The sequence below is a fragment of the Mycobacterium sp. 20KCMC460 genome (assembly GCF_022179425.1).
GTDB lineage: Bacteria > Actinomycetota > Actinomycetes > Mycobacteriales > Mycobacteriaceae > Mycobacterium > Mycobacterium kiyosense.
Map to the genome: position 1 here is coordinate 2,651,626 of NZ_AP025524.1, position 22,257 is coordinate 2,673,882.

19 protein-coding genes are annotated in these 22,257 nt (G+C 67.5%); 16 read left to right on the forward strand and 3 right to left on the reverse strand.

Translation table 11 applies throughout. The features are described 5' to 3' along the window. Nucleotides 1-213: 213 nt before the first annotated feature. Genes MKCMC460_RS12535 through MKCMC460_RS12560 form a run of 6 tightly spaced genes read left to right on the forward strand, consistent with a single transcriptional unit; the run spans nucleotide 214 to nucleotide 6,862 of the window. Complete coding sequence (locus MKCMC460_RS12535) at nucleotides 214-951, forward strand: GntR family transcriptional regulator (protein WP_236976084.1); 738 nt, start codon at nucleotides 214-216, stop codon at nucleotides 949-951. Beyond that, nucleotides 948-1,178: a ferredoxin family protein gene (locus MKCMC460_RS12540; RefSeq protein ID WP_236976082.1), complete on the forward strand. Its 231-nt coding sequence runs from the start codon at nucleotides 948-950 to the stop codon at nucleotides 1,176-1,178. Before MKCMC460_RS12535 ends, MKCMC460_RS12540 begins: the two co-directional genes overlap by 4 nt. An 8-nt stretch (nucleotides 1,179-1,186) precedes the next feature. Continuing rightward, a complete protein-coding gene (locus tag MKCMC460_RS12545) occupies nucleotides 1,187-2,572 on the forward strand; it encodes an ABC transporter substrate-binding protein (RefSeq protein WP_236976080.1) in 1,386 nt (461 codons plus the stop codon). After that, entirely contained in the window at nucleotides 2,569-3,423 is an 855-nt protein-coding gene (locus MKCMC460_RS12550; RefSeq protein WP_236976074.1) for an ABC transporter permease, read from the forward strand. Before MKCMC460_RS12545 ends, MKCMC460_RS12550 begins: the two co-directional genes overlap by 4 nt. Next, nucleotides 3,420-4,172, forward strand: a complete 753-nt coding sequence (locus MKCMC460_RS12555) for an ABC transporter ATP-binding protein (RefSeq protein ID WP_236976072.1) — start codon at nucleotides 3,420-3,422, stop codon at nucleotides 4,170-4,172. Before MKCMC460_RS12550 ends, MKCMC460_RS12555 begins: the two co-directional genes overlap by 4 nt. Continuing rightward, on the forward strand, nucleotides 4,169-6,862 hold the full coding sequence (locus MKCMC460_RS12560) for a fumarate reductase/succinate dehydrogenase flavoprotein subunit (protein ID WP_238305783.1): 2,694 nt from the start codon (nucleotides 4,169-4,171) through the stop codon (nucleotides 6,860-6,862). Before MKCMC460_RS12555 ends, MKCMC460_RS12560 begins: the two co-directional genes overlap by 4 nt. Nucleotides 6,863-6,913: 51 nt before the next feature. Here MKCMC460_RS12560 and MKCMC460_RS12565 read toward each other — a convergent pair whose 3' ends face one another. Beyond that, nucleotides 6,914-8,119, reverse strand: coding sequence for a serine hydrolase (locus MKCMC460_RS12565; protein ID WP_236976070.1), 1,206 nt, complete (start codon nucleotides 8,117-8,119; stop codon nucleotides 6,914-6,916). A 344-nt stretch (nucleotides 8,120-8,463) separates the two neighbouring features. Beyond that, the gene (locus MKCMC460_RS31540) at nucleotides 8,464-8,748 is read right to left on the reverse strand and encodes a hypothetical protein (RefSeq protein WP_289624953.1); all 285 of its coding nucleotides are present in this window, start codon (nucleotides 8,746-8,748) and stop codon (nucleotides 8,464-8,466) included. A 22-nt stretch (nucleotides 8,749-8,770) separates the two neighbouring features. Between MKCMC460_RS31540 and MKCMC460_RS12570 the strand changes: the two genes are divergently transcribed. The 6 genes from MKCMC460_RS12570 to MKCMC460_RS12595 all read left to right on the forward strand — a co-directional run bounded on the left by MKCMC460_RS12570 (nucleotide 8,771) and on the right by MKCMC460_RS12595 (nucleotide 15,370). Then, nucleotides 8,771-9,346, forward strand: a complete 576-nt coding sequence (locus MKCMC460_RS12570; RefSeq protein WP_289624952.1) for an LppX_LprAFG lipoprotein — start codon at nucleotides 8,771-8,773, stop codon at nucleotides 9,344-9,346. A 232-nt stretch (nucleotides 9,347-9,578) separates the two neighbouring features. After that, a complete protein-coding gene (locus MKCMC460_RS12575) occupies nucleotides 9,579-11,054 on the forward strand; it encodes a cytochrome b5 domain-containing protein (protein ID WP_238305784.1) in 1,476 nt (491 codons plus the stop codon). Continuing rightward, nucleotides 11,051-12,238 (forward strand): type III polyketide synthase, encoded by a 1,188-nt coding sequence (locus tag MKCMC460_RS12580; protein WP_236976061.1) that lies wholly within the window; start codon nucleotides 11,051-11,053, stop codon nucleotides 12,236-12,238. Before MKCMC460_RS12575 ends, MKCMC460_RS12580 begins: the two co-directional genes overlap by 4 nt. Beyond that, on the forward strand, nucleotides 12,235-13,215 hold the full coding sequence (locus MKCMC460_RS12585) for a sulfotransferase domain-containing protein (protein WP_238305785.1): 981 nt from the start codon (nucleotides 12,235-12,237) through the stop codon (nucleotides 13,213-13,215). Before MKCMC460_RS12580 ends, MKCMC460_RS12585 begins: the two co-directional genes overlap by 4 nt. A gap of 136 nt (nucleotides 13,216-13,351) precedes the next feature. Next, nucleotides 13,352-14,722, forward strand: a complete 1,371-nt coding sequence (locus MKCMC460_RS12590; RefSeq protein ID WP_236976059.1) for an HNH endonuclease signature motif containing protein — start codon at nucleotides 13,352-13,354, stop codon at nucleotides 14,720-14,722. A gap of 222 nt (nucleotides 14,723-14,944) precedes the next feature. Further along, nucleotides 14,945-15,370 carry a cellulose-binding domain-containing protein gene (locus MKCMC460_RS12595; RefSeq protein ID WP_236976057.1) on the forward strand — a complete coding sequence of 142 codons (426 nt, stop codon included), beginning with the start codon at nucleotides 14,945-14,947 and terminating at the stop codon, nucleotides 15,368-15,370. Between the two features lie 19 nt (nucleotides 15,371-15,389). On the opposite strand, the gene MKCMC460_RS12600 is transcribed toward MKCMC460_RS12595, so the two are convergent. Continuing rightward, nucleotides 15,390-18,737, reverse strand: a complete 3,348-nt coding sequence (locus MKCMC460_RS12600) for a hypothetical protein (RefSeq protein ID WP_238305786.1) — start codon at nucleotides 18,735-18,737, stop codon at nucleotides 15,390-15,392. Between the two features lie 72 nt (nucleotides 18,738-18,809). Here MKCMC460_RS12600 and pyrR point away from each other — a divergent pair, with 72 nt between their 5' ends. From pyrR to MKCMC460_RS12620, 4 genes are all read left to right on the forward strand, one after another. Beyond that, nucleotides 18,810-19,364, forward strand: coding sequence for a bifunctional pyr operon transcriptional regulator/uracil phosphoribosyltransferase PyrR (gene pyrR / locus MKCMC460_RS12605; protein ID WP_236976053.1), 555 nt, complete (start codon nucleotides 18,810-18,812; stop codon nucleotides 19,362-19,364). 106 nt (nucleotides 19,365-19,470) lie between these two features. Next, the gene (locus MKCMC460_RS12610) at nucleotides 19,471-20,433 is read left to right on the forward strand and encodes an aspartate carbamoyltransferase catalytic subunit (protein ID WP_236976052.1); all 963 of its coding nucleotides are present in this window, start codon (nucleotides 19,471-19,473) and stop codon (nucleotides 20,431-20,433) included. After that, nucleotides 20,430-21,734 (forward strand): dihydroorotase, encoded by a 1,305-nt coding sequence (locus MKCMC460_RS12615; protein ID WP_236976049.1) that lies wholly within the window; start codon nucleotides 20,430-20,432, stop codon nucleotides 21,732-21,734. Before MKCMC460_RS12610 ends, MKCMC460_RS12615 begins: the two co-directional genes overlap by 4 nt. Further along, nucleotides 21,731-22,228: a transporter gene (locus MKCMC460_RS12620; RefSeq protein WP_236976047.1), complete on the forward strand. Its 498-nt coding sequence runs from the start codon at nucleotides 21,731-21,733 to the stop codon at nucleotides 22,226-22,228. Before MKCMC460_RS12615 ends, MKCMC460_RS12620 begins: the two co-directional genes overlap by 4 nt. The last annotated feature ends 29 nt before the right edge of the window (nucleotides 22,229-22,257 follow it).

Sequence of the window (22,257 nt, forward strand, 5' to 3'; positions counted from 1 at the left end):
GTCGGCGCGCCTGCGCGCGGGCGCGCGGCCGTTACGCTCACCGGGATCGGAAGTTGCCGCGGACGCCTCGGGTGGCGCAATAGCCCACTGATCCGCGGTTTTCGCTGGTCGCAGCCGACCGGCCCGAACCGTGGCCTGGCGCATTGGTCGGTGCCGCCACCGACCCGCTCCGAGTGTCCAGAATGGGCCGCTGACCTGCATTAGCGTGACGGCGTGGCCGAAGCAGTACCGATCCAGGGAGCCCGGGCCGACCGGGCCCGGCGCACCGCCGACGTGTTGCGTCAGCAGATCCACGCCGGCGCCTACGCCGACGGCTTGCCGGCGGAGAGCGAACTGGCCGCCGAATTCCTGGTGTCGCGCAACACCATTCGCGAGGCGCTCGGCGTACTGAAGAACGAAGGGCTGATCGAACGCGGACCCAAAGTGGGAACCCATGTCGCGCAACGGAAGTACGCGCACGGCCTGGATGCGCTGCTGGGGCTCAAGGAAACCTTCAGGAACGACGGCGAAGTGCGCAACGAAGTCCGCGTCGCGATGTCGGTGGTGGCCCCGCCGTCGGTGGCCCACCGACTGCGGCTGGAACCCGGCGCGCAGGCGGTGTTCGTCGAACGGTTGCGTTTCCTGGGCAATCTGCCGCTCAGCCTCGACCTGACCTACCTGGCGCCCGATATCGGCGCCGAGGTACTCAAGCATCGGCTGGAGACCGACGACATCTTCGCGCTCATCGAGCAGGTCAGCGGCCAGGTTCTGGGTTCGGCGACGCTGGCGCTGGAAGCCATTCCCGCCGACGCCCATTCGGCGGCCACCCTGCAGGTGCCCGACGGGGCGCCGCTGCTCATGCTCGAGCGGCTCACCAGCCTCGACGACGGCCGGCCGGTCGACCTGGAGTACATCCGGATGCGCGGTGACCGAATCACCATGCGCGGCAATCTGATTAGGAGCAAGCCTTGACACTGGTCAGCAACAACCGCGCCGACGTGCCGGTCACCATCGACGAGTCGCTGTGCATCGACGGTTGCACGCTGTGCGTCGAGGTCTGCCCGCTGGACGCGCTGGCGATCAACCCCGACACCGGCAAAGCGTTCATGCACGTCGACGAATGCTGGTACTGCGGGCCGTGCGCGGCCCGCTGTCCGACCGGCGCCGTCACCGTCAACATGCCCTATCTACTCCGCTAGGACCGACCATGAAACTCCGCGCCGCCCTTATGTCGGTGGTGATCGTGGCGGCGACCCTGAGTTCGGGCTGCTCATTGGAGTCGATGGCCGATTCCGCCGGGGTGGTCAACGTCGTCGTCGGCTACCAGTCCAAGACCATCAACACCGTCACCGCCGGCACCTTGCTGCGCGCCCAGGGCTACCTGGAGCACCGGCTGGCCGACATCACCGCCCGCACCGGAACCCGATACGCGGTGCGCTGGCAGGACTACGACACCGGCGCCCCGATCACCGCGCAGATGCTGGCCGAGAAGATCGACATCGGCTCGATGGGGGACTACCCCCTGCTGATCAACGGTTCCAAGACGCAGGCCAACCCCCGCGCGCGTACCGAGCTGGTCTCGGTCACCGGGTACAACCCCAAGGGCGCACTGAACATGGTTGTGGTGAAGCCTGATTCGGCTGCCACCACGCTTGCCGATTTGTCCGGCACGAAGGTGTCGGCCTCGGTGGGTTCGGCCGGCCACGGCACCTTGGTGCGAGCCCTGGCCAAGGACAACGTATCCGGAGTCGACGTGCTCAACCAGCAGCCGCAGGTGGGTGCCTCGGCCCTGGAATCCGGTCAGGTGCAAGCGCTTTCACAGTTCGTCGCGTGGCCGGGGCTGCTGGTCTACCAGAACAAGGGCAAATTGCTCTACGACGGGGCCGAACTGGATGTGCCGACCCTGCACGGTGTGGTGGCGCGGCGGGCCTACGCCGGCGCCCACCCCGAAGTGCTGGCGGCGTTCCTGCAGGCGCAACTGGACGCCACCGACTTCCTCAACACCAGGCCGCTGGAGGCCGCCCGCATCGTCGCCGAGGCCAGCGGGCTGCCACAGGAAGTGGTGTACCTCTACAACGGGCCCGGCGGTACCTCCTTCGACGCCACGCTGAAGCCGTCGTTGGTGGAGGCGCTCAAAGGCGATGTCCCGTACCTGAAGTCGATCGGCGATTTCGCCGACGTCGACATCGACGGTTTCGTGCAGGAGGAGCCGCTGCGTGCGGTGTTCGGCGCGCGCGGACTGGATTACGCGGCGGTGCGCCGGCGCACCACCAACCCGTCGGCTCTTGGCGGGGATCCCGCGCTGGCCAGTGAACTGTGGCTGGACGGCGCCGCCGCGACGCAGCCGGTGGCCAGTCCGACCGCCCTGTTGCAGGCGGTCCGGGATGCGACCGCCCGCGGCGCGAAAGTGCGCGCCGCCTACGTGCCCGACGCCGAGCTGGGCACCCGCTGGTTCGCCGACAAGGCGGTCTGGGTGCGCGACGGTGCCGTCTACCGCCCGTTCGGCACGGTGGCCGGGGCGCGGCGTTACCTGGCCGCGCACCCGGGCGCGGTGACGGTGAATTATCAACAGGCACTGGGAGGTTCGCTATGACGGCCGAGTTGACCGACAGGGTGGTCGGGGCGGTCCCCGCCCCGGTCTTCGTGACGCTACGACGGACGCGCTCGCCGTGGCGGTCGCGGCTGCTGCGGCTGGCGTCGGTGCTCGCGGCGGTCGGGTTGTGGCAGCTGCTCACCGCCGGCAAGGTGCGGTTCTGGCTGCGGTTCGACACGCTGCCGACCGTCACCGAGATCACCCATGCGGCGAACCGCCGGCTGCAAACCTACGAGTACTGGCTGGATTTGGCGCAGTCCCTGCTGCGCATCCTGACCGGGTTCGGCATCGCCGCGGTGATCGGTGTCGCGACCGGGGTGCTGCTCGGGCGTTCGAAGTTGTTCGCCGACACCATCGGCCCGTTGACCGAGCTGGCCCGGCCCATCCCCGCTATCGCGATGGTGCCGGTGGCGATCCTGCTCTTTCCCACCGACGAAGCCGGGATCGTGTTCATCACGTTCCTGGCCGCCTTTTTCCCGATCATGGTCAGCACCCGTCACGCCGTGCGGGCGCTGCCCACGCTGTGGGAGGACTCGGTGCGCACCTTGGGCGGCCGGCGCTGGGAGGTGCTGACCCAGGTGGTGCTGCCCGGCATCCTGCCCGGCGTGTTCGGCGGCCTGTCGGTGGGCATGGGGGTGGCGTGGATCTGTGTGATCTCCGCGGAGATGATCTCCGGCCGGCTGGGGGTCGGATACCGCACCTGGCAGGACTACACGGTGCTGGCCTATCCGCAGGTGTTCGTCGGGATCATCACGATCGGCGTCCTCGGCTTCGTCACGGCCGCGGCAGTGGAACTTCTCGGCCGGCGGGTGACGCGCTGGCTACCGCGCGCGCAGGAGGAGCAAAGATGACCCCGACGAGCCACGCGATGAGCCTGGAACTCGATCGAGTTCGATTGTCCTACACCGGAGAACCGGTCATCGACGGGCTGAGCCTGGTGGTGCGTCCGGGTGAGATCCTGGTGCTCACCGGACCGTCGGGTTGCGGCAAGTCCACCGTGCTGCGGGCGGTGGCGGGGTTGCTGCGGCCCGACGCCGGCCGGGTGCTGGCCGACGGCGTCGAGGTCACCACCACCTCGGGTGACCGCGGCATGGTGTTTCAGGACAACGCGCTGTTGCCCTGGCGCAGTGTGCGATCCAACATCGAACTCGCGCTGCGGCTGCGTGGTGTGCCGCGGGCCGGGCGGCGTGCGCAGGCCGAAAGGTGGATCGCCGAACTCGGGCTCGGCGGCTTCGGCGACTACCTGCCCAAGAGCCTGTCCGGCGGCATGCGGCAGCGCGTCCAGCTGGCCCGAGGTCTGGCCGGCGCGCCGCGGGCGGTGATGATGGACGAGCCGTTCGGCGCGCTGGACACCCAAACCCGTTCCGCCATGCAGAGATTGCTGATCGACACCTGGAGTTCCCATCCCACCACCGTGGTGTTCGTCACCCACGACGTGGACGAGGCGCTGTTGCTGGGTGATCGAATCGCGGTGCTGGGCAAGGCCGGACAACCGCTGCGCGCGGTCATCGATGTGCCCGAGCCGCGCGTCGACACGCCCCGTCCGGCGCTGCGTGCCGAGATCATCGCCGCGCTCGATCATTCGGTGGTGGCGGCATGATGCAGATCCCGGACGTGCAACCGCAGGTGCGGCTGGATTGTGACGTGCTGGTGATCGGTGGCGGCACCGCGGGCACCATGGCGGCGCTGACCGCGGCCGAGCACGGCGCCCAGGTGCTGCTGTTGGAGAAGGCGCATGTGCGGCACTCGGGCGCGTTGGCGATGGGCATGGACGGGGTGAACAACGCCGTCATCCCCGGCAAGGCCGAACCGGAGGACTACGTCGCCGAGATCACCCGGGCCAACGACGGAATCGTCAACCAGCGCACCGTATATCAGACCGCCACCCGCGGCTTCGCCATGGTGCAGCGGCTGGAACGTTACGGGGTCAAGTTCGAAAAGGACTCCCATGGCGAGTATGCGGTGCGCCGGGTGCACCGCTCGGGCTCCTATGTGCTGCCGATGCCCGAGGGCAAGGACGTCAAGAAGGCCTTGTACCGGGTGCTGCGGCAGCGCTCCATGCGGGAGAAGATCCGCATCGAGAACCGCCTGATGCCGGTCCGGGTCCTGGTCGCCGACGGCCGGGCCGTCGGCGCCGCCGCGTTGCACACCCGCACCGGCGAATTCGTCGCCGTCGGCGCCAAGGCGGTGATCCTGGCGACGGGTGCGTGCGGCCGGCTGGGTCTGCCCGCCTCGGGGTATTTGTACGGCACCTACGAGAACCCGACCAACGCCGGGGACGGCTACTCGATGGCCTATCACGCCGGCGCCGAGCTGTCCGGCATCGAGTGCTTCCAGGTCAACCCGCTGATCAAGGACTACAACGGCCCGGCCTGCGCGTACGTGGCCAACCCGTTCGGCGGGTACCAGGTCAACGCCGACGGAGAACGGTTCGTCGACTCCGACTACTGGTCGGGGCAGATGATGGCCGAGGTGAAATCCGAGATCGACTCCGCCCGCGGACCCATCTACCTGAAGGTGTCACACCTGCCCGACGAGACGCTGACCGCGCTGGAGAACATCCTGCACACCACCGAACGGCCCACCCGCGGCACGTTCCACGCGAACCGCGGCCACGACTACCGCACCCACGACATCGAGATGCATATCTCAGAAATCGGTTTGTGCAGTGGGCATTCCGCATCCGGGGTGTGGGTCGACGAGCATGCCCGCACCACGGTGCCGGGCCTGTACGCCGCCGGTGACCTGGCGTGCGTGCCGCACAACTACATGATCGGGGCGTTCGTCTTCGGCGATCTGGCCGGTGCCGATGCTGCCTCGTCCGTTTTGGAAGTTGCTGCACCACAACAACTCCCGTCCGAACAATTGCGAGAGGCGCACGAGTTGATCTACCGCCCGTTGCGCCATCCGGACGGGCCGCCGCAACCGCAGGTGGAGTACAAGCTGCGGCGCTTCGTCAACGACTATGTGGCGCCGCCGAAGTCGGCGGCCAAGCTGTCCATCGCGGTGCGCACCTTCGAGCGGATGCGCGACGAGATCGCCGCCATGGGTGCGCGCACCCCGCACGAGCTGATGCGCGCCGTCGAGGTGTCATTCATCCGCGACTGCGCCGAGATGGCCGCCCGGTCCTCGCTGACCCGGACCGAATCACGCTGGGGCCTCTACCATGACCGCGCCGACCTGCCCGGCCGCGACGACAGCCAGTGGGGCTATCACCTCAACCTGTGCAAGGGTCCCGGCGGGGACATGCTGTTCCGCAAGCGGCCGGTGGCGCCGTATTTCGTGTCGGTGCCCGAACTCGACGGCCTGCCGCCGGCCGACCAGCGGGAGCTCGACGTGCAGGAGCCCGCGCTGGTCGGCGGGCAGGCGCCGGCGACCACCCGGTCGCGGATCACCGCGGCGCCCGCGGTGGAGCCGCCCTCGCCGCGCATCGCCGCGGTGCTGGCGCTCGACGAGCCCACCACCGAAACGCTTGCCGACTACCTCACCGACCCCGATCCCGGGGTGCGGCGCACCGCGGTGGCCACGCTGACCGAGCACACGCCCGACGGCTACGGACCAGCGCTGCTGGCCGCGCTGGACGACGCCGACGCTTCGGTGCGCCGCACCGCCGCCGAGGGAGTCCGGGAGCTGGTCGAGGTGCTGCCCGACCCGGCGCAGGCCCGTGGTCACCTGGATTCGCCCGACCGGGTGGTGCGGGCGGCCGCAGTCTATCTGTTGGCCGCGCGGCGCGCCGGTGAGCCGGACTTGTACCGCCGGGCCCTCGCCGACGACGATCACCGGGTGCGCATCGAGGCGGTGCACGCACTGGTGTCGGTGGACGACGCCGCCGGGGTGATCGCCGCCACCGGCGACGAGAACCGCGAGGTCCGCATCGCCGCGGCCGCCGGCCTGGCGACGCTGCGCGACTGCCCCGACACCGGCCGGGCCGCAGGCCGGCTGATCGCCGACCCCGACCCGCTGGTGCGCGCCGCGGCCTTGACCGCCATCGGCAAAATCGGTTGTAGCACAGAAGATTTGGGGCAGGTCGAGCAGGCCCTGCGGGCACCGGCCTGGCAGGTCCGCGAAGGCGCGGCGCGGGCCCTGGCGGGGGCCGGCGCCGAGTTCGCGGTGCCGCGGCTGGCAGATGCATTGGGCGACGCGCATCTGGACGTCCGAAAAGCGGCCGTGCTCAGCCTGACTCGCTGGTCCGACCAGAGCGCCGCCCGGCATGCGCTGGGTATCGCGCTGAAGGACAACGACGCCGACGTGCGCGCCTACGCCCGGTTGGCGCTGGACATGGCCGGATAGTCGGACAGCATCGCCGGTGACTCGGCCATGGCTCCAGCCTCAAAGCTTTCCCTACAGCCCCAGCGCGCGGTAGGTGTGCCGGACGAACCGCGGTTGGGCGGTGCGCAGCCGGGCCAGGGTCGGGTTGCCCGCTACCGCGGCGGCGGCGTTGACGGTCAGGTCGGGGCAGTACTGGATCAGGTACATCAGGATCAGGTCCGCGCTGGGGTCGGCCTGCCACCACGTCCCGTAGGCGCCCGGCCAGCTGAACGTGCCCACGCCGCCGGGCCCGAACAGCGGGGTGGCCTTGGCCGGATCGGTCACCACCGACAGGTTCAGCCCGAACCCGCGGCCCACCCAATACGGCGAGCCGAGGAAGTGGTGCCGCTTCTGCTCCTCGGTCAGCCGGTCGGTGCGCATCAACCGCACCGATTCCGGGGACAGCACCCGCACGCCGTCGATTGACCCGTCGCCGAGCAGCATCCGGATGAACCGCAGGTAGTCGTCGGCGGTGGACCACAGCCCGCCGCCGGCGTTGCAGAACGACGGCGGCTTGACCTGCGGTGGTCCCATCACGTCGTGACGCAACTGGTCGTTTTCGTCGTGCCGGTACATGGTGGCCGCGCGGGAGCGCGCCCCGGGCGCTACGAAGAACCCAGTGTCGGGCATGCCCACCGGACCGAGCACGCGCTCGTCGAAAACCTCGTAGAGCGGCTTGCCCTCGATGCGGGACAGAATGACGCCCAGCACGTCGATGGCGTGGCTGTAGGTCACCTTTTCACCGGGTTGGTGGACCAGCGGCAGCGCGGCGAGTTCGGCGAGCCAGACGTCGGAACCCTGGTTGAACGGCAGTCGTAGGTAGGACCGGCCGATCGGGCCGCCCACCGAGAACCCGTAGGCCAGCCCGCTGGTGTGGGTGAGCAGATCCTCGATCAGGATCGGCCGCCGGGCGGGATGCGTTCGGTCCAGCGGGCCGTGTGGGTCGTCGAGCACCCTGGGATCGGCGAGTTCCGGTGCCCACCGCGCGACCGGATCGCGCAGAGTCAGTTTGCCCTCGTCGACCAGGCTCATCACGGCCGCCACGGTGACGGGTTTGGTCATCGAGGCGATACGAAACAGCGTGTCGCGCTGCATCGGTAGCCCCGCCTCGACATCGCGGTAGCCGATTTCGTTGACTTGCAACACTTCTCCACGCTGCCAGACCACCGTCACCGCTCCGGAGAGCAGACCGGCGTCACAGACCTCGCGGATGGTTGCCTGATTGCCGTCGAGATTCACCCGGGTAGGTTAGCCGCCCGGTCCGTCGAGGCGACGCGCGCGCCGACAAATTGGCGGCTCCGCAAAGAGCGCGCCGGGCGGCCCTCGGGCCGGTCAGTTACTTCTGCGAAACCGTTTGCACCATCGCAGCCGCATGTTACTGTCGCGCTCTCCGGCAATTGTGATCTGGGGAACACGCTGTGAGGGCGGCGACGTGCTGTTGACGGTGTCGTCGCCGGTGAACCAGGGTGCGGGGTGTGCAGTCACCGAGACCCGCGACCATGGCCGGTGCCTGGGTTTCCAGGCTCCGGCATACCGTACGACGAGGGCGGCGGCCCGCCGCTCGCTACCACTGGTTGGTTAACTCAGCAAAGGCTGGCCATGAATGGCTTGATCTCACAAGCGCAAATTTCCCAACGACGTGTTTCCTGCCGATCCTGGACCCGGCCGTCAGTCGCGATTGTGTTCGCCGCGGCCGTTGTCGCGACGGTCATCACCGGATGTGGAAACAAGAATTCGACCGCCACGTCCTCGACATCGGCGACTTCCGGATCCGCGGCCTCATCGGCGACCTCCGGGGCCAGCTCCGGTTCGTCGGCGGCTCCCTCGCCGGAGGCGCAGCAGTTGCTGCAGGACAGCTCCAAGGCCACCACCGGGTTGCACTCTCTGCACGTGAACCTGCAGACCGCCGACATCAACACCTTGCCGATGGAGTCGGTCAACGCCGACGTCACCAACCAGCCGCAGGAACTCGGGGGGCAAGCCGTCGGTGACGCCATGATCCGGCTGCAACCACAGGCACCCGCGGTGCCCAAGCAGTTCGTGGTCACCAAGAAGACGATGTACACCAAGGACGACACCGGAAAGTACACCTCGGCCGGGCCGGCGGACAAGATCTACGACCCCGGTGTGGTGCTGGACAAGGACAGGGGAATCGGCTCCGTGATCGCCAAGGTCCAGAGTCCGCAGATCGCCGGTAACGAGAACATCGACGGGGTGGCCACCATCAAGGTGACCGGGACGATCGACCCGGCTGTCGTCGACCCGCTGGTGCCGCAGATCGGCAAGGACGCCAAGGGTCCGCTGCCGATCACCCTCTACATCGTCGACGCGAAGGCGCCGGGCGCTCCGGGCAATCCGCCGAGTGCCTACCTGGTGCGGATGGTGCTCGACAAGGACAAGGGTCACGTCACCATCACGCTGTCCAATTGGGGAGCGCCGGTGACCATCCCCAACCCGCAGGGATAACGGGCTCGTTCGGGTAGGGAACCGACCCGGATGTGCGGCACTGCATTGCGGCCGCCGGACTCCGGGTCGGTTCTCGTCCGCAGTTCGTCTCCAGTGATGCGCAGGATCCCAGCGTGCAGCCATTGAGAATTCTCCAAGGCTCCATCAAGGCCGAGCTTGCACTATTTGGGCCAACTCGCCGGAAAGCCCGGCGCGCAGCCGATTTCACTCGACCAGACCTGGAGGACCAGCAATGACCAACGACGTCCCGGAGGTTCAGGAGCGCGGGACCGACCCGCGCCCCGGTCCTCCGCCGGGCGGGGGACCCCCGGTGTTGCCCGATGTCTGGGTGTACAACGGGCGGGCCTACGACCTGAGCGACTGGATCGACAAGCATCCCGGGGGTGCCTTCTTCATCGGGCGCACCAAGAACCGTGACATCACAGCGATCATCGCGTCCTATCACCGCGATCCGACGGTGGTCGAACGCATTCTGGAGCGCCGCTACTCGCTGGGCCGGGAAGCCACTCCGCGCGACATCCATCCCAAGCACAACGCCCCGCCGTTTTTGTTCAAACCAGACTTCGACAGCCGGCGCGACACCCCGCACTACCGGTTCGACAACCAAGAAGACCTGATGCACCGGGTCAAGGCGCGGCTGACCGAGCCGGCGCTGGCGGCGCGAATCAAGTTGATGGACCGGCTTTTCAACGTTGTCGCCGTGCTGTTGGCGATCGGCTACTTCGGTGTGCAGGGGCTGCGCCTGGTCGAGCCGCGGTGGATGCCGTTGTGGGCCTTTGTGTTTGCGATGGTCGTGTTGCGCAGTTCGCTAGTCGGCTACGGCCACTACGCTCTGCACCGTGCGCAGCGCGGCCTGAACCGGGTGTTCGTCAACTCCTTCGACCTCAATTACATCGCGCTGGCGCTGGTGGTCGCCGACGGTCACACGCTGCTGCACCACCCGTACACCCAGAGCGCGGTGGACATCAAGAAGAACGTGTTCACCATGATGATGGGGTTGCCCAGGCTGTATCGGGTGCCCGTGCACACGGTCCACAAGCTCGGCCACACGGTGACGGGCATGGCGGTGCGGATCGCCGACGTCTGGAACATGACCCGCAAGGTGGGAGTCGAAGAGGGCTACGGCAGCTGGCGCAACGCGTTACCGCACTTCCTCGGGTCGTCCGGGGTGCGGTTGCTGCTGGTGACCGAGATGGTGGTGTTCCTGGCCGTCGGCGACTTCTGGGCCTGGGCATTGCAATTCGTCGCGACGCTGTGGGTCAGCACCTTCATGGTGGTGGCCAGTCACGAGTTCGAGGACCAGGACTCGGCAACCGAAGCAGCAGGGGAGGATTGGGGGGTCGACCAGCTCGAGCACGCCCACGATCTGAAGGTGATCGGCAACCGCTACGTCGACTGCTTCCTGTCGGCCGGCCTGAGCTCGCACCGCGTGCACCACGTATTGCCGTTCCAGCGAAGCGGTTTCGCCAACATCGTGACTGAGGACGTGTTGCGCGAAGAGTCGGCGAGGTCCGGAGTGGAATGGTTGCCGCCGAAGAGTTTCCTCACCGATCGGCTGCCCACGCTCTGCTGCACTTACCTGTTGTCGCCGTCGCGTCCGGCCCGGGAACGCAACTGGGGTCTGCTGCGTGAGCACCTCTCGCCCACGGCGTTCAAGGACAGCGTCAACTACGTGGTCGCCGGCTTCGTCGGAATCGGGTCGGTATGAGCACCCGGGAGGGCGGTGTGGTGTTGCCCGCCGAAGAAGTCGACGAGATCGGCCTGGCGCAGCTGCCGCCGGCGCCGCCTACCACGGTCGCGGTCATCGAAGGCATCGCGACGGGCGGGCCGCAGCGCACGGTCGGGCAGGCCGACGCCGCCGCGCGGGTCGCCGAGCTTTTCGACGATCCCGAACAGCGGCAACGGATTCCGCGGATATACCAGAAGACGCGGATCGACACCCGCCAGATGGCGGTGGACCCGCTGAACCCCGAATTCGGCGCATTCCGGCGTGACCCTGCGACGATCCGGGACCGGATGAACATGTTTTTCGACCACGCGGTTCCGCTGGCGGTGGACGTGAGCAGACGAGCGTTGGCCGACTTACCCTACGGGGCCGACGAGATCGGGTTGCTGGTGTTCGTCACCAGCACCGGGTTCATCGCGCCGGGTGTCGACGTCGCGGTTGTCAAGGAACTCGGCTTGTCGCGGTCCATTTCGCGGGTGGTGGTCAACTTCATGGGTTGTGCCGCCGCGATGAACGCCGTGCGCATCGCTGCCACCTACGTGCGGGCCCATCCGAGCATGAAGGCGCTGGTGGTGTGCATCGAATTATGTTCGGTGAATGCAGTTTTCGCCGACGATATCAACGACGTGGTGATCCACAGCCTGTTCGGTGACGGTTGTGGCGCGCTGGTGATCGGCGCCAGCCAGGTGCGACAGCTGCTTCCGCAGGGCAGCGTGGTGATCCGCAGCAGCTTCACCCAACTGCTCGACGGCGCCGAGGACGGCATCGTGCTCGGCGTCAACCACAACGGCATCACCTGCGAGTTGTCGGAGAACCTGCCCGACTACATCTATCGCGGTGTCGAACCCGTGGTGGCAGAAGTGTTGCGGGACAACGGGTTGGCTAAGTCCGACATCGATCTGTGGGCGATCCATCCCGGCGGCCCCAAGATCATCGAGCAGTCGGTGCGTTCCTTGGGCATCGCCGCCGAACGCGCGGCGCAGAGCTGGGAGGTGCTGGCCAGGTTCGGCAACATGCTCAGCGTGTCGCTGATCTTCGTGCTGGAATCGATGGTGCGGCAAGCGGAATCGGCCAAACCTATCTCCACGGGCGTGGCGTTCGCGTTCGCGCCGGGCGTCACCGTGGAAGGCATCCTGTTCGACATCATCCGGGAGTCCTCGATATGAGCACCGCTGTGAACCGCGTGCCGTACCGGTCGTTGATGAGCGACAACACGCGATGGGACGCTCTGGAACTGCGGCCCGGCGACATCATCATCACCACGCCGTCGAAATGCGGCATGACCTGGATGCAGCGGTTGGTCTCCCTGCTGGTGTTCGACGGTCCGGATCTGCCGGGGCCGTTGTCGACGGTGTCGCCGTGGTTCGATCAGACGATCCGGCCGGTCCAGGAGGTTGCCGCGGTGCTGGAGGCGCAGCGGCACCGGCGCTTCATCAAGACGCACACCCCGCTGGACGGCCTCGTCCTTGACGACCGGGTGACGTATATCTGCGTCGGCCGCGATCCGCGCGATGCCGCGGTGTCGATGCTGCACCAGACCACCAACATGGACCGGGACCGGGTGCGTGAGCTGTATGACGCCGCGGCCCCGGCGACCGGCCGCCCGGGCCGGCCGGATCGGGTGCCCGAGCCCGGGCACGGGCCGCGTGGGCCGGTGGCGGAATTCCGCGACTGGATGGAAGGCCCGGCGCACCCGCCGCCGGGGGTCGGCTTGGCGCCGCCCCGGGGCATCGGCACGCTGGCCAACATCCTCGACCAGTTCGGAAAGTCCTGGGAACGCCGCCACGCGCCCAACGTCGCGCTGTTCCACTATGCGGACTTGCAGGCCGACCTGGTGGGCGAGCTGCTTCTGCTGGCGTCGACGCTGGGCATCGACCTCACCCGTGAGCGCGCGCAGGAGTTGGCCGCGTATGCCTCGCTGGATGCGATGCGTTCGCGGGCCAGCGAGATCGCGCCGAATACCACCGACGGCATCTGGCGCAGCGACGAACGCTTCTTCCGGCGCGGCGGGAGCGGGGAGTGGCAGCAGTACTTCGGTTTCCACGAAACGCGCCGCTACAACCACCGCATCAACCAGTTGGCGCCGCCGGATCTGCTGGCTTGGGCGCACGAGGGACGCCGGGGGTGTGACCCCACCGGCTAGCGGGCCGTTTTCCAGCTGGTCAGGTGTCTTCGTGCCGAGCGTTCGACTTGAGCACAGTTGGAGTGTTATCCACGGTTTTGGCTTCCGGGCCGCGCTGGGACCGGTTCGACCCGCCGAACAGCGATAGCATTCGAACATGTGTTCGGTTGCTGCTCCGGCCGACGTCGCGGCCCGCTTGGAGGCCCTCGACGCCGCCGTCGCCGCCCTGCGCGAGCTCGACTTCGCCGCGTTGGACCCGGTGCTCCGGCTGCGCGCTTTGGACCAGTTGGAAACCTCGCGCCGGCGTCAGGCGGTGACCAGCCACGACATCGTTCACACGCTCGCCCAGGAGGAAATCTCCAGGCTCGGCGGCGCGCCCCACCAGGTCATCGCCGACTGGTGTCGCCTCAGTTACGCCGAAGCCCGCCGCCGCATCCGCGACGCCGCCCAGCTGGCCCCTCGGGTCACGATGACCGGCGAGCAGTTGCCGCCCGTACTTCCCGCCACCGCCCAGCAGTGGCGCGACGGCATGCTCGATGCTGAACACTTGAAGGTGATTCAGAAGTTCGTCGATGAGCTGCCTCAAGATCTTCCCTCCGACGTCGTCGAAGAAGCCGAGGAAACCTTGGCGTCCCAGGCCAGGCAGCTGCGTCCCGACCAACTCGACAAGCTGGCCAAGCGGATGGCCTGCCACCTCAATCCCGACGGCGAGTTCTCCGAGCACGATCGTGCCCGCAAGCGCGGCTTCACCTGGAAACCGCAAGGCGCCGACGGGATGAGCGAAGGCACCCTGATCGCCACCCCGGAACTGAGGGCCAACCTCGATGCGTGGCTGGCCAAATTCGCCGCACCCGGGATGGCCAATCCCGCCGATACAAACCCATGTGTCGACGCCGAGCCCACCGAGCAGGCCGCCGCCGACACCCGCACCCCCCGCCAACGCCAACACGACGCCCTGAATTACCTGGTGCAGAGCCAACCGGGCGATCCCGCCCTGGGCCAGCACCACGGACTGCCCGTGACCGTCGTGGTCTCCACCACGCTGCGCGAACTCACCGACGCCGCCGGGCACGGCATCACCGCCTCCGGGGTCCAACTGCCCATCCGCGATCTCATCCGGATGAGCCGCAAAGCGTTGCACTACCTCGCCGTTTTCGACGACCACTCCAACCGCCCGCTCTACCTGGGCCGCAGCCGGCGCATCGCCACCGCCGACCAACGGCTGACCCTGTTCGCCGCCGAGCGCGGATGCACCTTCCCCGGCTGCGACGTCCCCGCCGACAAATGCGAGGTCCACCACATCGACGAATGGGCCGCCGGCGGCCGCACCGACGTCGACAGGATGACCCTGACCTGCGGACCCAACCACAAACTGCTCAACCGCGGCTGGACAACCAGCAAACGGCACGATAACCGCACCGCCTGGACACCGCCCTCCCACCTCGACCGCAACCAGCCTCGCACCAACTCCTATCACCATCCGGAACGGATGCTGCGCGACAACGACGACGAACGCGCCGGACCGTGAACACCCCACAACAACACCCCGGCCCCGGAGCACAGCTCTAGGCTGGGTGACCGACCATGCCAGCCGCAGCCAACGGAGGTGCCCACGTGAGATCCAGCCAGACCCGGACACCTCCGGTCAGACACGCGCTAGTCGCATAACGGTTTCAGTTGAGCAAAGCTACTGTGGCTCACCCGCGATGTGAGGGCCGATTTCGCCGGTCCCGCTATAGTGTTGGACCCTATGACCGGACTTCGCCGCTACGAGAAGCGCTGGCGCACAGCGCTTCACGTGGTTTTGTCGGCCTGTGTCGTTGCCCTGCTCGGGATCGGCGCCGCCCCGGCAGCTCACGCGGCCGCGGTCACGGCGACGTTGTCGGTGTCATCGACGTGGCAGACCGGTTTCATCGGGCACTTCACCGTTACCAACGCGAGCATGGCGCCGCTGTCCGACTGGCGGCTCGAGTTCGATATGCCGGTGGGACAGTCGGTTTCGCACACCTGGAACAGCACCATCGCCCAATCTGGTACCCACTTCGTGATCAGCCCGGCGAACTGGAACCGCATCATTGCGCCCGGCGGCACAGCGACCGGTGGTATGCGAGGCGTGCTGACCGGTACTTACTCGCCACCGGTGAACTGCCGGATCAACGGGCAGCCCTGCGGTTAGCCGCGACGCGCATCAAGTGTCAGTCGACACCGTGCAGTGTCGCCGCGCATTGCGTGGCGGCGGTGCCGGCCAACCGCCCGAGTTCGCAGTAGGCGGCGAACTGGCCCTCGGTGAACCACTGATCGGACGTCGGGTCGTGTGGAAACACGGCGTTCTCCTTGGCCGCGGCATAGGTGAGCAACCAGTCCGGACAGTCGCGCCACAGAACAGCCTTGGCGAATATCAAGGTTCCTTTATCGCCCTTCACGCCCGCCACCTTCGGGTAAGTGATCGTTCCTTTCGCGACGAGGCCACGGGTCACCCGGGAGTTCAGGGCCGCCAGTGACGGGTTGTCGGTGAAGTCCCGGCCGGAACCGGGGGCAAGGTTGCCCACCCCGAACTGGCCGTCCTCGTCGAGGATTATGTCTACGCCGAGTTCGTATTTCGCCAGGCGGATCGCGTCACTGAGGCCGCTGAGCAGTGGCGGGGCGTCGCCGCCGCCATCGATGCAATAGATCAACCGGCATCGCCGCCGCAGCGCCTCCACCAGTCCCAGGTTTTCGTAGTGACCACCGTCGGTCACCTGCACGAGCCGTGCGTCTCGGTTGTTGATCCCGAACAACTCGCGGTAGAAGTAACCGGCGCCGCGAATCGTCGGCAACGACTGCGGCCACCATCTCGTGTCCGCGTGGTGATCAGACTTGCCTGCCGCGGCGTGATCGAGGGAATCGCGGAGGTTGGCGACGAAGCGGGGATTGGGCAGCCAGGTTCCCAGCCGGGCACCTGAGACGGCCAAGAGTTTCTGAAAACCCTTGTTCTGCCGGCCCATTGCCGATGCGAACGCGGCCCCACTGATCGCCACCGCTGCCTGCACGGTCATGTCGCGTCGCAGTCGTGGGGTTGCCGCGTGCCAGAGTTCTTCTGTTTTCAGCCAACCCAGCTGCGGCCCGCCAATGTGCTTGGCGCCGAGGACGAATGACACCGCGTTGAGTCCCGGCGCCGGTTTGCCTTCCCCGCTGATCGCGGCAGCCGCGGCGAACACGAACTCCGGTCGCTTGCCAACGGTCACTTCGCCGTAGTCGTGCAGCCACGTCGGTTCCCTGGCCGGATACGGCGCGGCCAACGCCGTGGCGGAACCCCGGGGTACCTCGCGCCGGACGGCAAACGCGCTGGCCAACCGTCGCCGGTAGAAGGGGTGCAGGCTGAGCGACGTCACATCGGCAAAGCCGAGAAAACCTACTGTGAGCACCAGGCCGAGCAGCCACAGCTCCTGGTAGCGGATGCCGCCGATGGCGCCGTGCCGGGGCAGAGTGACCTGGTAAAAGATTCCGGCCGCGAAGCTGCCCAGCACCATCAGCCACACGGCGGCCAGGGCGGCCAGCGTCGCCAGCACGATCAGGATCGCGAAGACGCCGGGTGGAAACAACGACTTCCATCGCCCAGTGCTGGGCGCGGTAGCAGGCAGATTTCCTCTTTTCTTCCACGCGATTGCGACGATCGCGGCGAGGTATTGCAGGCCAACCACCCCGGTGAGAAACCCGGTCGCCTTCTGGGCGGATTGAGCGTGTCCGTCTTTATCGATATCGATCGCCGAGGCACACAGGTGCATCAATTCCGGCATGGCCACGGTGATGGCGAAAATGAGCAGACCGAACATCGCGCATCCGAGTGCCCACCTCGTCATTTTGATGCGCCAGGCCTCACGTTTTTCACTGACGCACTCGATCACCAGTGCGAGCATCGTGAAAACGACTGCGCACGATGCGAAGAATCCGATTGCCCACCACGGGTAGACATGGTTCGTCAGTGCCAGGAAATAATCGTCGGGATAACTGCTCAACTCCTGCGGTTTCAGCGGGTCGCCCACTGGGACGAAGGCGGCGATCGGGAAGCGGGGGTTCGCCAGCAGGTACCCCAGTAAGGATCCGACGATGACCGGGACCGCCAGCAAGGTGACCAACGACGCCAATAGATTCTTCAGCACCTGAGCAAACGCACTCAACAGTGCACTGGGAGAATCGGCGATATAGCTGGAGTGTCGCCGCATGTGGTCGAATTCGGCGGATCCTTCGCCGAATCGCTGGGACAACAGTGACTTACCGGATTCGGCCGGCCGTTCCGAGTCCGGCTGCACCGCAAGTAGCCGCGCCCCCGCGGTGTATCCGCCGCCCGACACCGAGATGATGTAGTCGACAGAGTCCAGCAGCTTTGGCTGCCCCTCGGTATTTCTGGGCGGTCGCTGCGTTTGCGTATCGGCGGCGTCGGCGTCCAGTTCGACGGGATAGTCGGCGCGCGCGAAGACCTGAGTTGCGCCCATCGCGACGCACGCGGACCGAACGCCGCCGCCGGACAGGCAAATCGCTATCGGAAGATCCTTGTCATCCCGATCGCCGTTGTCGGGCTGAGCTGTGGCGCCGGGCACGTGATACGCCTTCGCCCAGGTCGTCTCCGCCGTGGTGAGGGACGCCGGGACGGCGGACTTACCCTCGTCCGCCAGTACCTTGTGCCACCAGTGCGTCTCTTTGCCCAGCCGTGTCCGAAGCCACGCCCAACCCCAGCGCAGCAGCGCGCCGCAGGCGCCGGGCACACTGAGCACAGCGAGCAGGGCGGCGCACCATTTGATCGTTGCCGCAGCCGCAGCGGCCGTGGCCAGGGCCGTTCGCTCGGGCCAGGTGTAGGTCGAGAGGTACAGCAGCACGTCCTCGGTCGCGTCGGCGACAAGTGTCACCAACACTGCCGCGCGCGCATAGTTCGCAAAGGCGCGGCCGGTGCTCGAGATGGCGAACGCACGGAGCAGCACCACAAATGCGCCGAGCACCAGACCGTAGCCGGCGATGAACCCGATATCTGCGAACAAGGCGTCGTCGAGACCGGCGGGCACCGGATTTCTGTCGCCGAAGGTATAGCGTTCCAGCCCCGCAGGCGAGGCTTCCTTTCGGCATATAACCAGTAATGCAGCGCCCACGATCGTCACCAGCGGGGTGCTGCGCAGCAATAGCCGCTGCGTCGACGGCGTCATCCGGCAACTTCGCCGGTAGTGGCGGATGGCTGGCTTTCCTCCGATGGAGCACTCGACATCGCCCACCCCCGCGGCTTTGCTAGTTGTGTCAGGAAATCGTATGCCCCGCGAGTTCGGACGTCGATACTCGAAATCTGATGGCGAAAACGGTGCGCAACAGGCTCGAGATTTGTTGGAAGGCAGTGCCTTCCACGCCGGATGCGAGCGGAGTCCACGGCGGGCGCCGCGGTCGCGAAGCCCGCGCCTCGCCCGCTGATCTGCTGTGGCGCATGTGACTGCTGCGACGAAAGCGGTTGCCGTGGAACACCGATGGACGTGCATATGCATCGGAGCCCGCACGTGCCGTGCCCGTGCTCCGGGCGTGCCCATGCTAGGCTGCCCCGCAGTCGACATCCTTTAACGGACCGTCCAGAGAGGCGGAGAAGGAGGTCAAGCGCTCGCATGTGTGCTGCCCGGGAATCGCGAGAGTTGATGTCAGCGGCCGACGTCGGTCGCACCATCTCTCGCATGGCGCATCAGATCATCGAGAAGACCGCCCTGGACAATCCTGATTCGACGCGGGTGGTGTTGCTCGGCATCCCGACCCGTGGTGTCACTTTGGCCAATCGGCTGGCCGCCAACATCGCCGAATACAGCGGCGTCGACGTCGGCCACGGCTCCCTGGACATCACGCTCTACCGCGACGACCTGATGATCAAGCCGCCGCGACCGCTGGAAGCGACTTCGATCCCGGCCGGCGGCATCGACGATGCGCTGGTGATCCTGGTCGACGACGTGCTGTATTCCGGGCGCTCCACCCGCTCGGCCCTGGACGCGCTGCGCGACGTGGGCCGCCCCCGCGCCGTGCAGCTTGCGGTCCTGGTCGACCGCGGCCACCGCGAACTTCCGGTTCGGGCCGACTACGTCGGCAAGAACGTGCCTACTTCACGCAGCGAGAGCGTGCACGTGCAATTCAGCGAGCACGACGGCAAAGACGGGGTGGTGATAACCCGATGACGCCCGCGCCGGTGACGATGCAGAGCGAAGCGATGAGGAGGAGCGGCGCCAATGACGGCCGCGCCGGTGACGATGCAGAGCGAAGCGATGAGGAGGAGCGGCGCCGATGAGTCCTAGGCATCTGTTGGCCGCCGGCGACTTGAGCCGCGACGAGGCGACCGCCATCCTCGACGACGCCGACCGGTTCGCCCAAGCGCTGGTCGGCCGCGACGTCAAGAAGCTGCCGACGCTGCGCGGACGCACCGTGATCACCATGTTCTACGAAAACTCCACCCGTACCAGGGTGTCCTTCGAGGTCGCCGGCAAATGGATGAGTGCCGACGTGGTGAACGTCAGCGCGTCCGGTTCCTCGGTGGGCAAGGGTGAGTCGTTGCGCGACACCGCGCTGACGCTGCGGGCGGCCGGCGCCGACGCGCTGATCATCCGTCACCCGGCCTCCGGTGCCGCGCAGCTGCTGGCGGATTGGACGGCCGGTGCCCGCGACCCGGCCAGTTCGGGGGGCCCCTCGGTGATCAACGCCGGCGACGGCACCCACGAGCACCCCACCCAGGCGCTGCTGGACGCTCTGACCATCCGGCAGCGTCTCGGCGGCATCGAAGGCCGCCGCATCGTGATCGTGGGCGACATCCTGCACAGCCGGGTGGCGCGCTCCAACGTGATGCTGTTGCACACGCTGGGCGCGGAGGTGGTCTTGGTGGCGCCGCCGACCCTGTTGCCGCGCGGCCTCGAAAGCTGGCCGGTCACGGTGTCCCACGACTTCGACGCCGAACTGCCCGCCGCCGACGGCGTGTTGATGTTGCGGGTGCAGGCCGAGCGGATGAACGGCGGCTTCTTCCCCTCCACCCGGGAGTACTCGACCCTGTACGGGTTGTCGGCCCGCCGCCAGGCGCTGCTGCCCGGCCACGCCGTGGTGCTGCACCCGGGTCCGATGCTGCGCGGCATGGAGATTTCTTCGTCCGTGGCCGATTCGTCGCAATCGGCTGTGCTGCAACAGGTTTCCAATGGGGTGCATGTGCGGATGGCGGTGCTGTTCCATGTGCTGGTGGGTGCGGAAGAGGTCGCGGCATGAGTGTGCTGATCCGAGGCGTCCGGCTCTACGGAGAGGGTGATCCGGTCGACGTCCTGGTCGACGATGCGCAGATCGCCGAAATCGGTACGGGACTCGCAGAGTCCGGAGGACTCGACAGGGCCTCAGTCGTCATCGACGCTACCGGCCAGATCCTGCTGCCGGGCTTCGTGGACCTGCACACCCACTTGCGCGAACCGGGCCGCGAATACGCCGAGGACATCGAAACCGGTTCGGCGGCAGCCGCTCTGGGTGGCTACACGGCGGTGTTCGCGATGGCCAATACCGACCCGGTGGCCGACAGCCCGGTGGTCACCGATCACGTCTGGCATCGCGGCCAGCAGGTCGGCCTGGTCGACGTGCACCCGGTCGGCGCGGTCACCGTCGGACTGGCCGGCAAGGAACTCACCGAGATGGGGATGATGGCCGCGGGCGCGGCGCAGGTGCGGATGTTCTCCGACGACGGCATCTGCGTGCACGACCCGCTGGTGATGCGCCGCGCGCTGGAATACGCCACCGGCCTCGGTGTGCTGATCGCCCAGCACGCCGAAGAACCCCGGCTGACCGTCGGCGCCGTCGCCCACGAAGGGCCGGCGGCCGCCCGGCTGGGACTGGCCGGCTGGCCGCGGGCGGCCGAGGACTCCATCGTCGCCCGGGACGCCATCCTGGCGCGCGACGCCGGTGCCCGCGTGCACATCTGCCACGCTTCCACCGCGGGCACCGTCGAGATACTGAAATGGGCTAAGGGGCAAGGTATTTCGATCACCGCCGAGGTCACCCCGCACCATCTGCTGCTTGACGACAGCCGCCTGGCCGGTTACGACGGGCGCAACCGGGTCAACCCGCCGCTGCGCGAAGCCTCCGACGCGGTCGCGCTGCGCCAGGCGCTGGCGGACGGGATCATCGACTGCGTGGCAACCGACCATGCCCCACACGCCGAGCACGAGAAGTGCGTCGAATTCTCCGCAGCGCGCCCCGGCATGCTCGGCCTGCAGACCGCGTTGTCGGTAGTGGTGGCCACCATGGTGCAGCCCGGCCTGTTGAACTGGCGCGATGTGGCGCGAGTGATGAGCGAGAACCCGGCGCGCATCGTCGGCCTGCCCGACCAGGGCCGCCCGCTGCAGGTGGGGGAACCGGCCAACCTCACCGTGGTCGATCCCGAGGCCAGTTGGACGGTCGCCGGCGACGAACTGGCCAGCCGCTCGGCCAACACTCCCTACGAGTCGATGACATTGCCGGCCGCCGTGACGGCGACGCTGCTGCGCGGGAAGGTGACTGCGCGGGATGGGAAGTGTCCGGCATGAACTCCGGCACTCTGGTGGGCACGCTGATCTTCGCGGCGGTGCTGGTGGTGGTGCTGGCCGTAGTGATCCAGCTGATGATGCGCGGCTGGCGGCGCCGCGCCGAACGGCAGGTGGAGCTGATCGGCGACCTGCCCCCCCTGCCCGACGAAGTGGGCGCCGCCTCGATCACCACCCCGGGTCTGTATGTGGGGTGCACGTTGTCGCCGGCCTGGAACGACCGGGTGGCGGTCGGCGACCTCGGGTACCGCAGCAAGGCGGTGTTGACCCGTTACCCCGGCGGGATTTTGGTGGAACGCATTGGCGGGCAACCGATTTGGATCCCGAAGGAATCGATAGTGGACATCCGGACCGAGCGCGGGGTCGCCGGCAAGGTGGCGGCCCGCAGCGGGCTGCTGGCAATCCGGTGGCGGCTGCCGTCGGGCACCGTGATCGACACCGGGTTCCGGGCGAACAACCGCGACGAGTACGCCAAATGGCTGCAGGAGGGCGCATGACCCGCGGGCCACGCGCGCGAATGCAGCCA

Excerpts from the sequence above, each read along its gene's own strand:
- MKCMC460_RS12575 (WP_238305784.1), top strand. The coding sequence starts at position 9,579 with ATGACCAACGACGTCCCGGAGGTTCAGGAGCGCGGGACCGACCCGCGC.
- MKCMC460_RS12545 (WP_236976080.1), top strand. The coding sequence starts at position 1,187 with ATGAAACTCCGCGCCGCCCTTATGTCGGTGGTGATCGTGGCGGCGACC.
- MKCMC460_RS12550 (WP_236976074.1), top strand. The coding sequence starts at position 2,569 with ATGACGGCCGAGTTGACCGACAGGGTGGTCGGGGCGGTCCCCGCCCCG.
- pyrR (WP_236976053.1), top strand. The coding sequence starts at position 18,810 with ATGTGTGCTGCCCGGGAATCGCGAGAGTTGATGTCAGCGGCCGACGTC.
- MKCMC460_RS12580 (WP_236976061.1), top strand. The coding sequence starts at position 11,051 with ATGAGCACCCGGGAGGGCGGTGTGGTGTTGCCCGCCGAAGAAGTCGAC.
- MKCMC460_RS12600 (WP_238305786.1), bottom strand. The coding sequence starts at position 18,737 with ATGGGCACGCCCGGAGCACGGGCACGGCACGTGCGGGCTCCGATGCAT.
- MKCMC460_RS12620 (WP_236976047.1), top strand. The coding sequence starts at position 21,731 with ATGAACTCCGGCACTCTGGTGGGCACGCTGATCTTCGCGGCGGTGCTG.
- MKCMC460_RS12590 (WP_236976059.1), top strand. The coding sequence starts at position 13,352 with ATGTGTTCGGTTGCTGCTCCGGCCGACGTCGCGGCCCGCTTGGAGGCC.
- MKCMC460_RS12610 (WP_236976052.1), top strand. The coding sequence starts at position 19,471 with ATGAGTCCTAGGCATCTGTTGGCCGCCGGCGACTTGAGCCGCGACGAG.
- MKCMC460_RS12555 (WP_236976072.1), top strand. The coding sequence starts at position 3,420 with ATGACCCCGACGAGCCACGCGATGAGCCTGGAACTCGATCGAGTTCGA.
- MKCMC460_RS12585 (WP_238305785.1), top strand. The coding sequence starts at position 12,235 with ATGAGCACCGCTGTGAACCGCGTGCCGTACCGGTCGTTGATGAGCGAC.
- MKCMC460_RS12595 (WP_236976057.1), top strand. The coding sequence starts at position 14,945 with ATGACCGGACTTCGCCGCTACGAGAAGCGCTGGCGCACAGCGCTTCAC.
- MKCMC460_RS12615 (WP_236976049.1), top strand. The coding sequence starts at position 20,430 with ATGAGTGTGCTGATCCGAGGCGTCCGGCTCTACGGAGAGGGTGATCCG.
- MKCMC460_RS12560 (WP_238305783.1), top strand. The coding sequence starts at position 4,169 with ATGATGCAGATCCCGGACGTGCAACCGCAGGTGCGGCTGGATTGTGAC.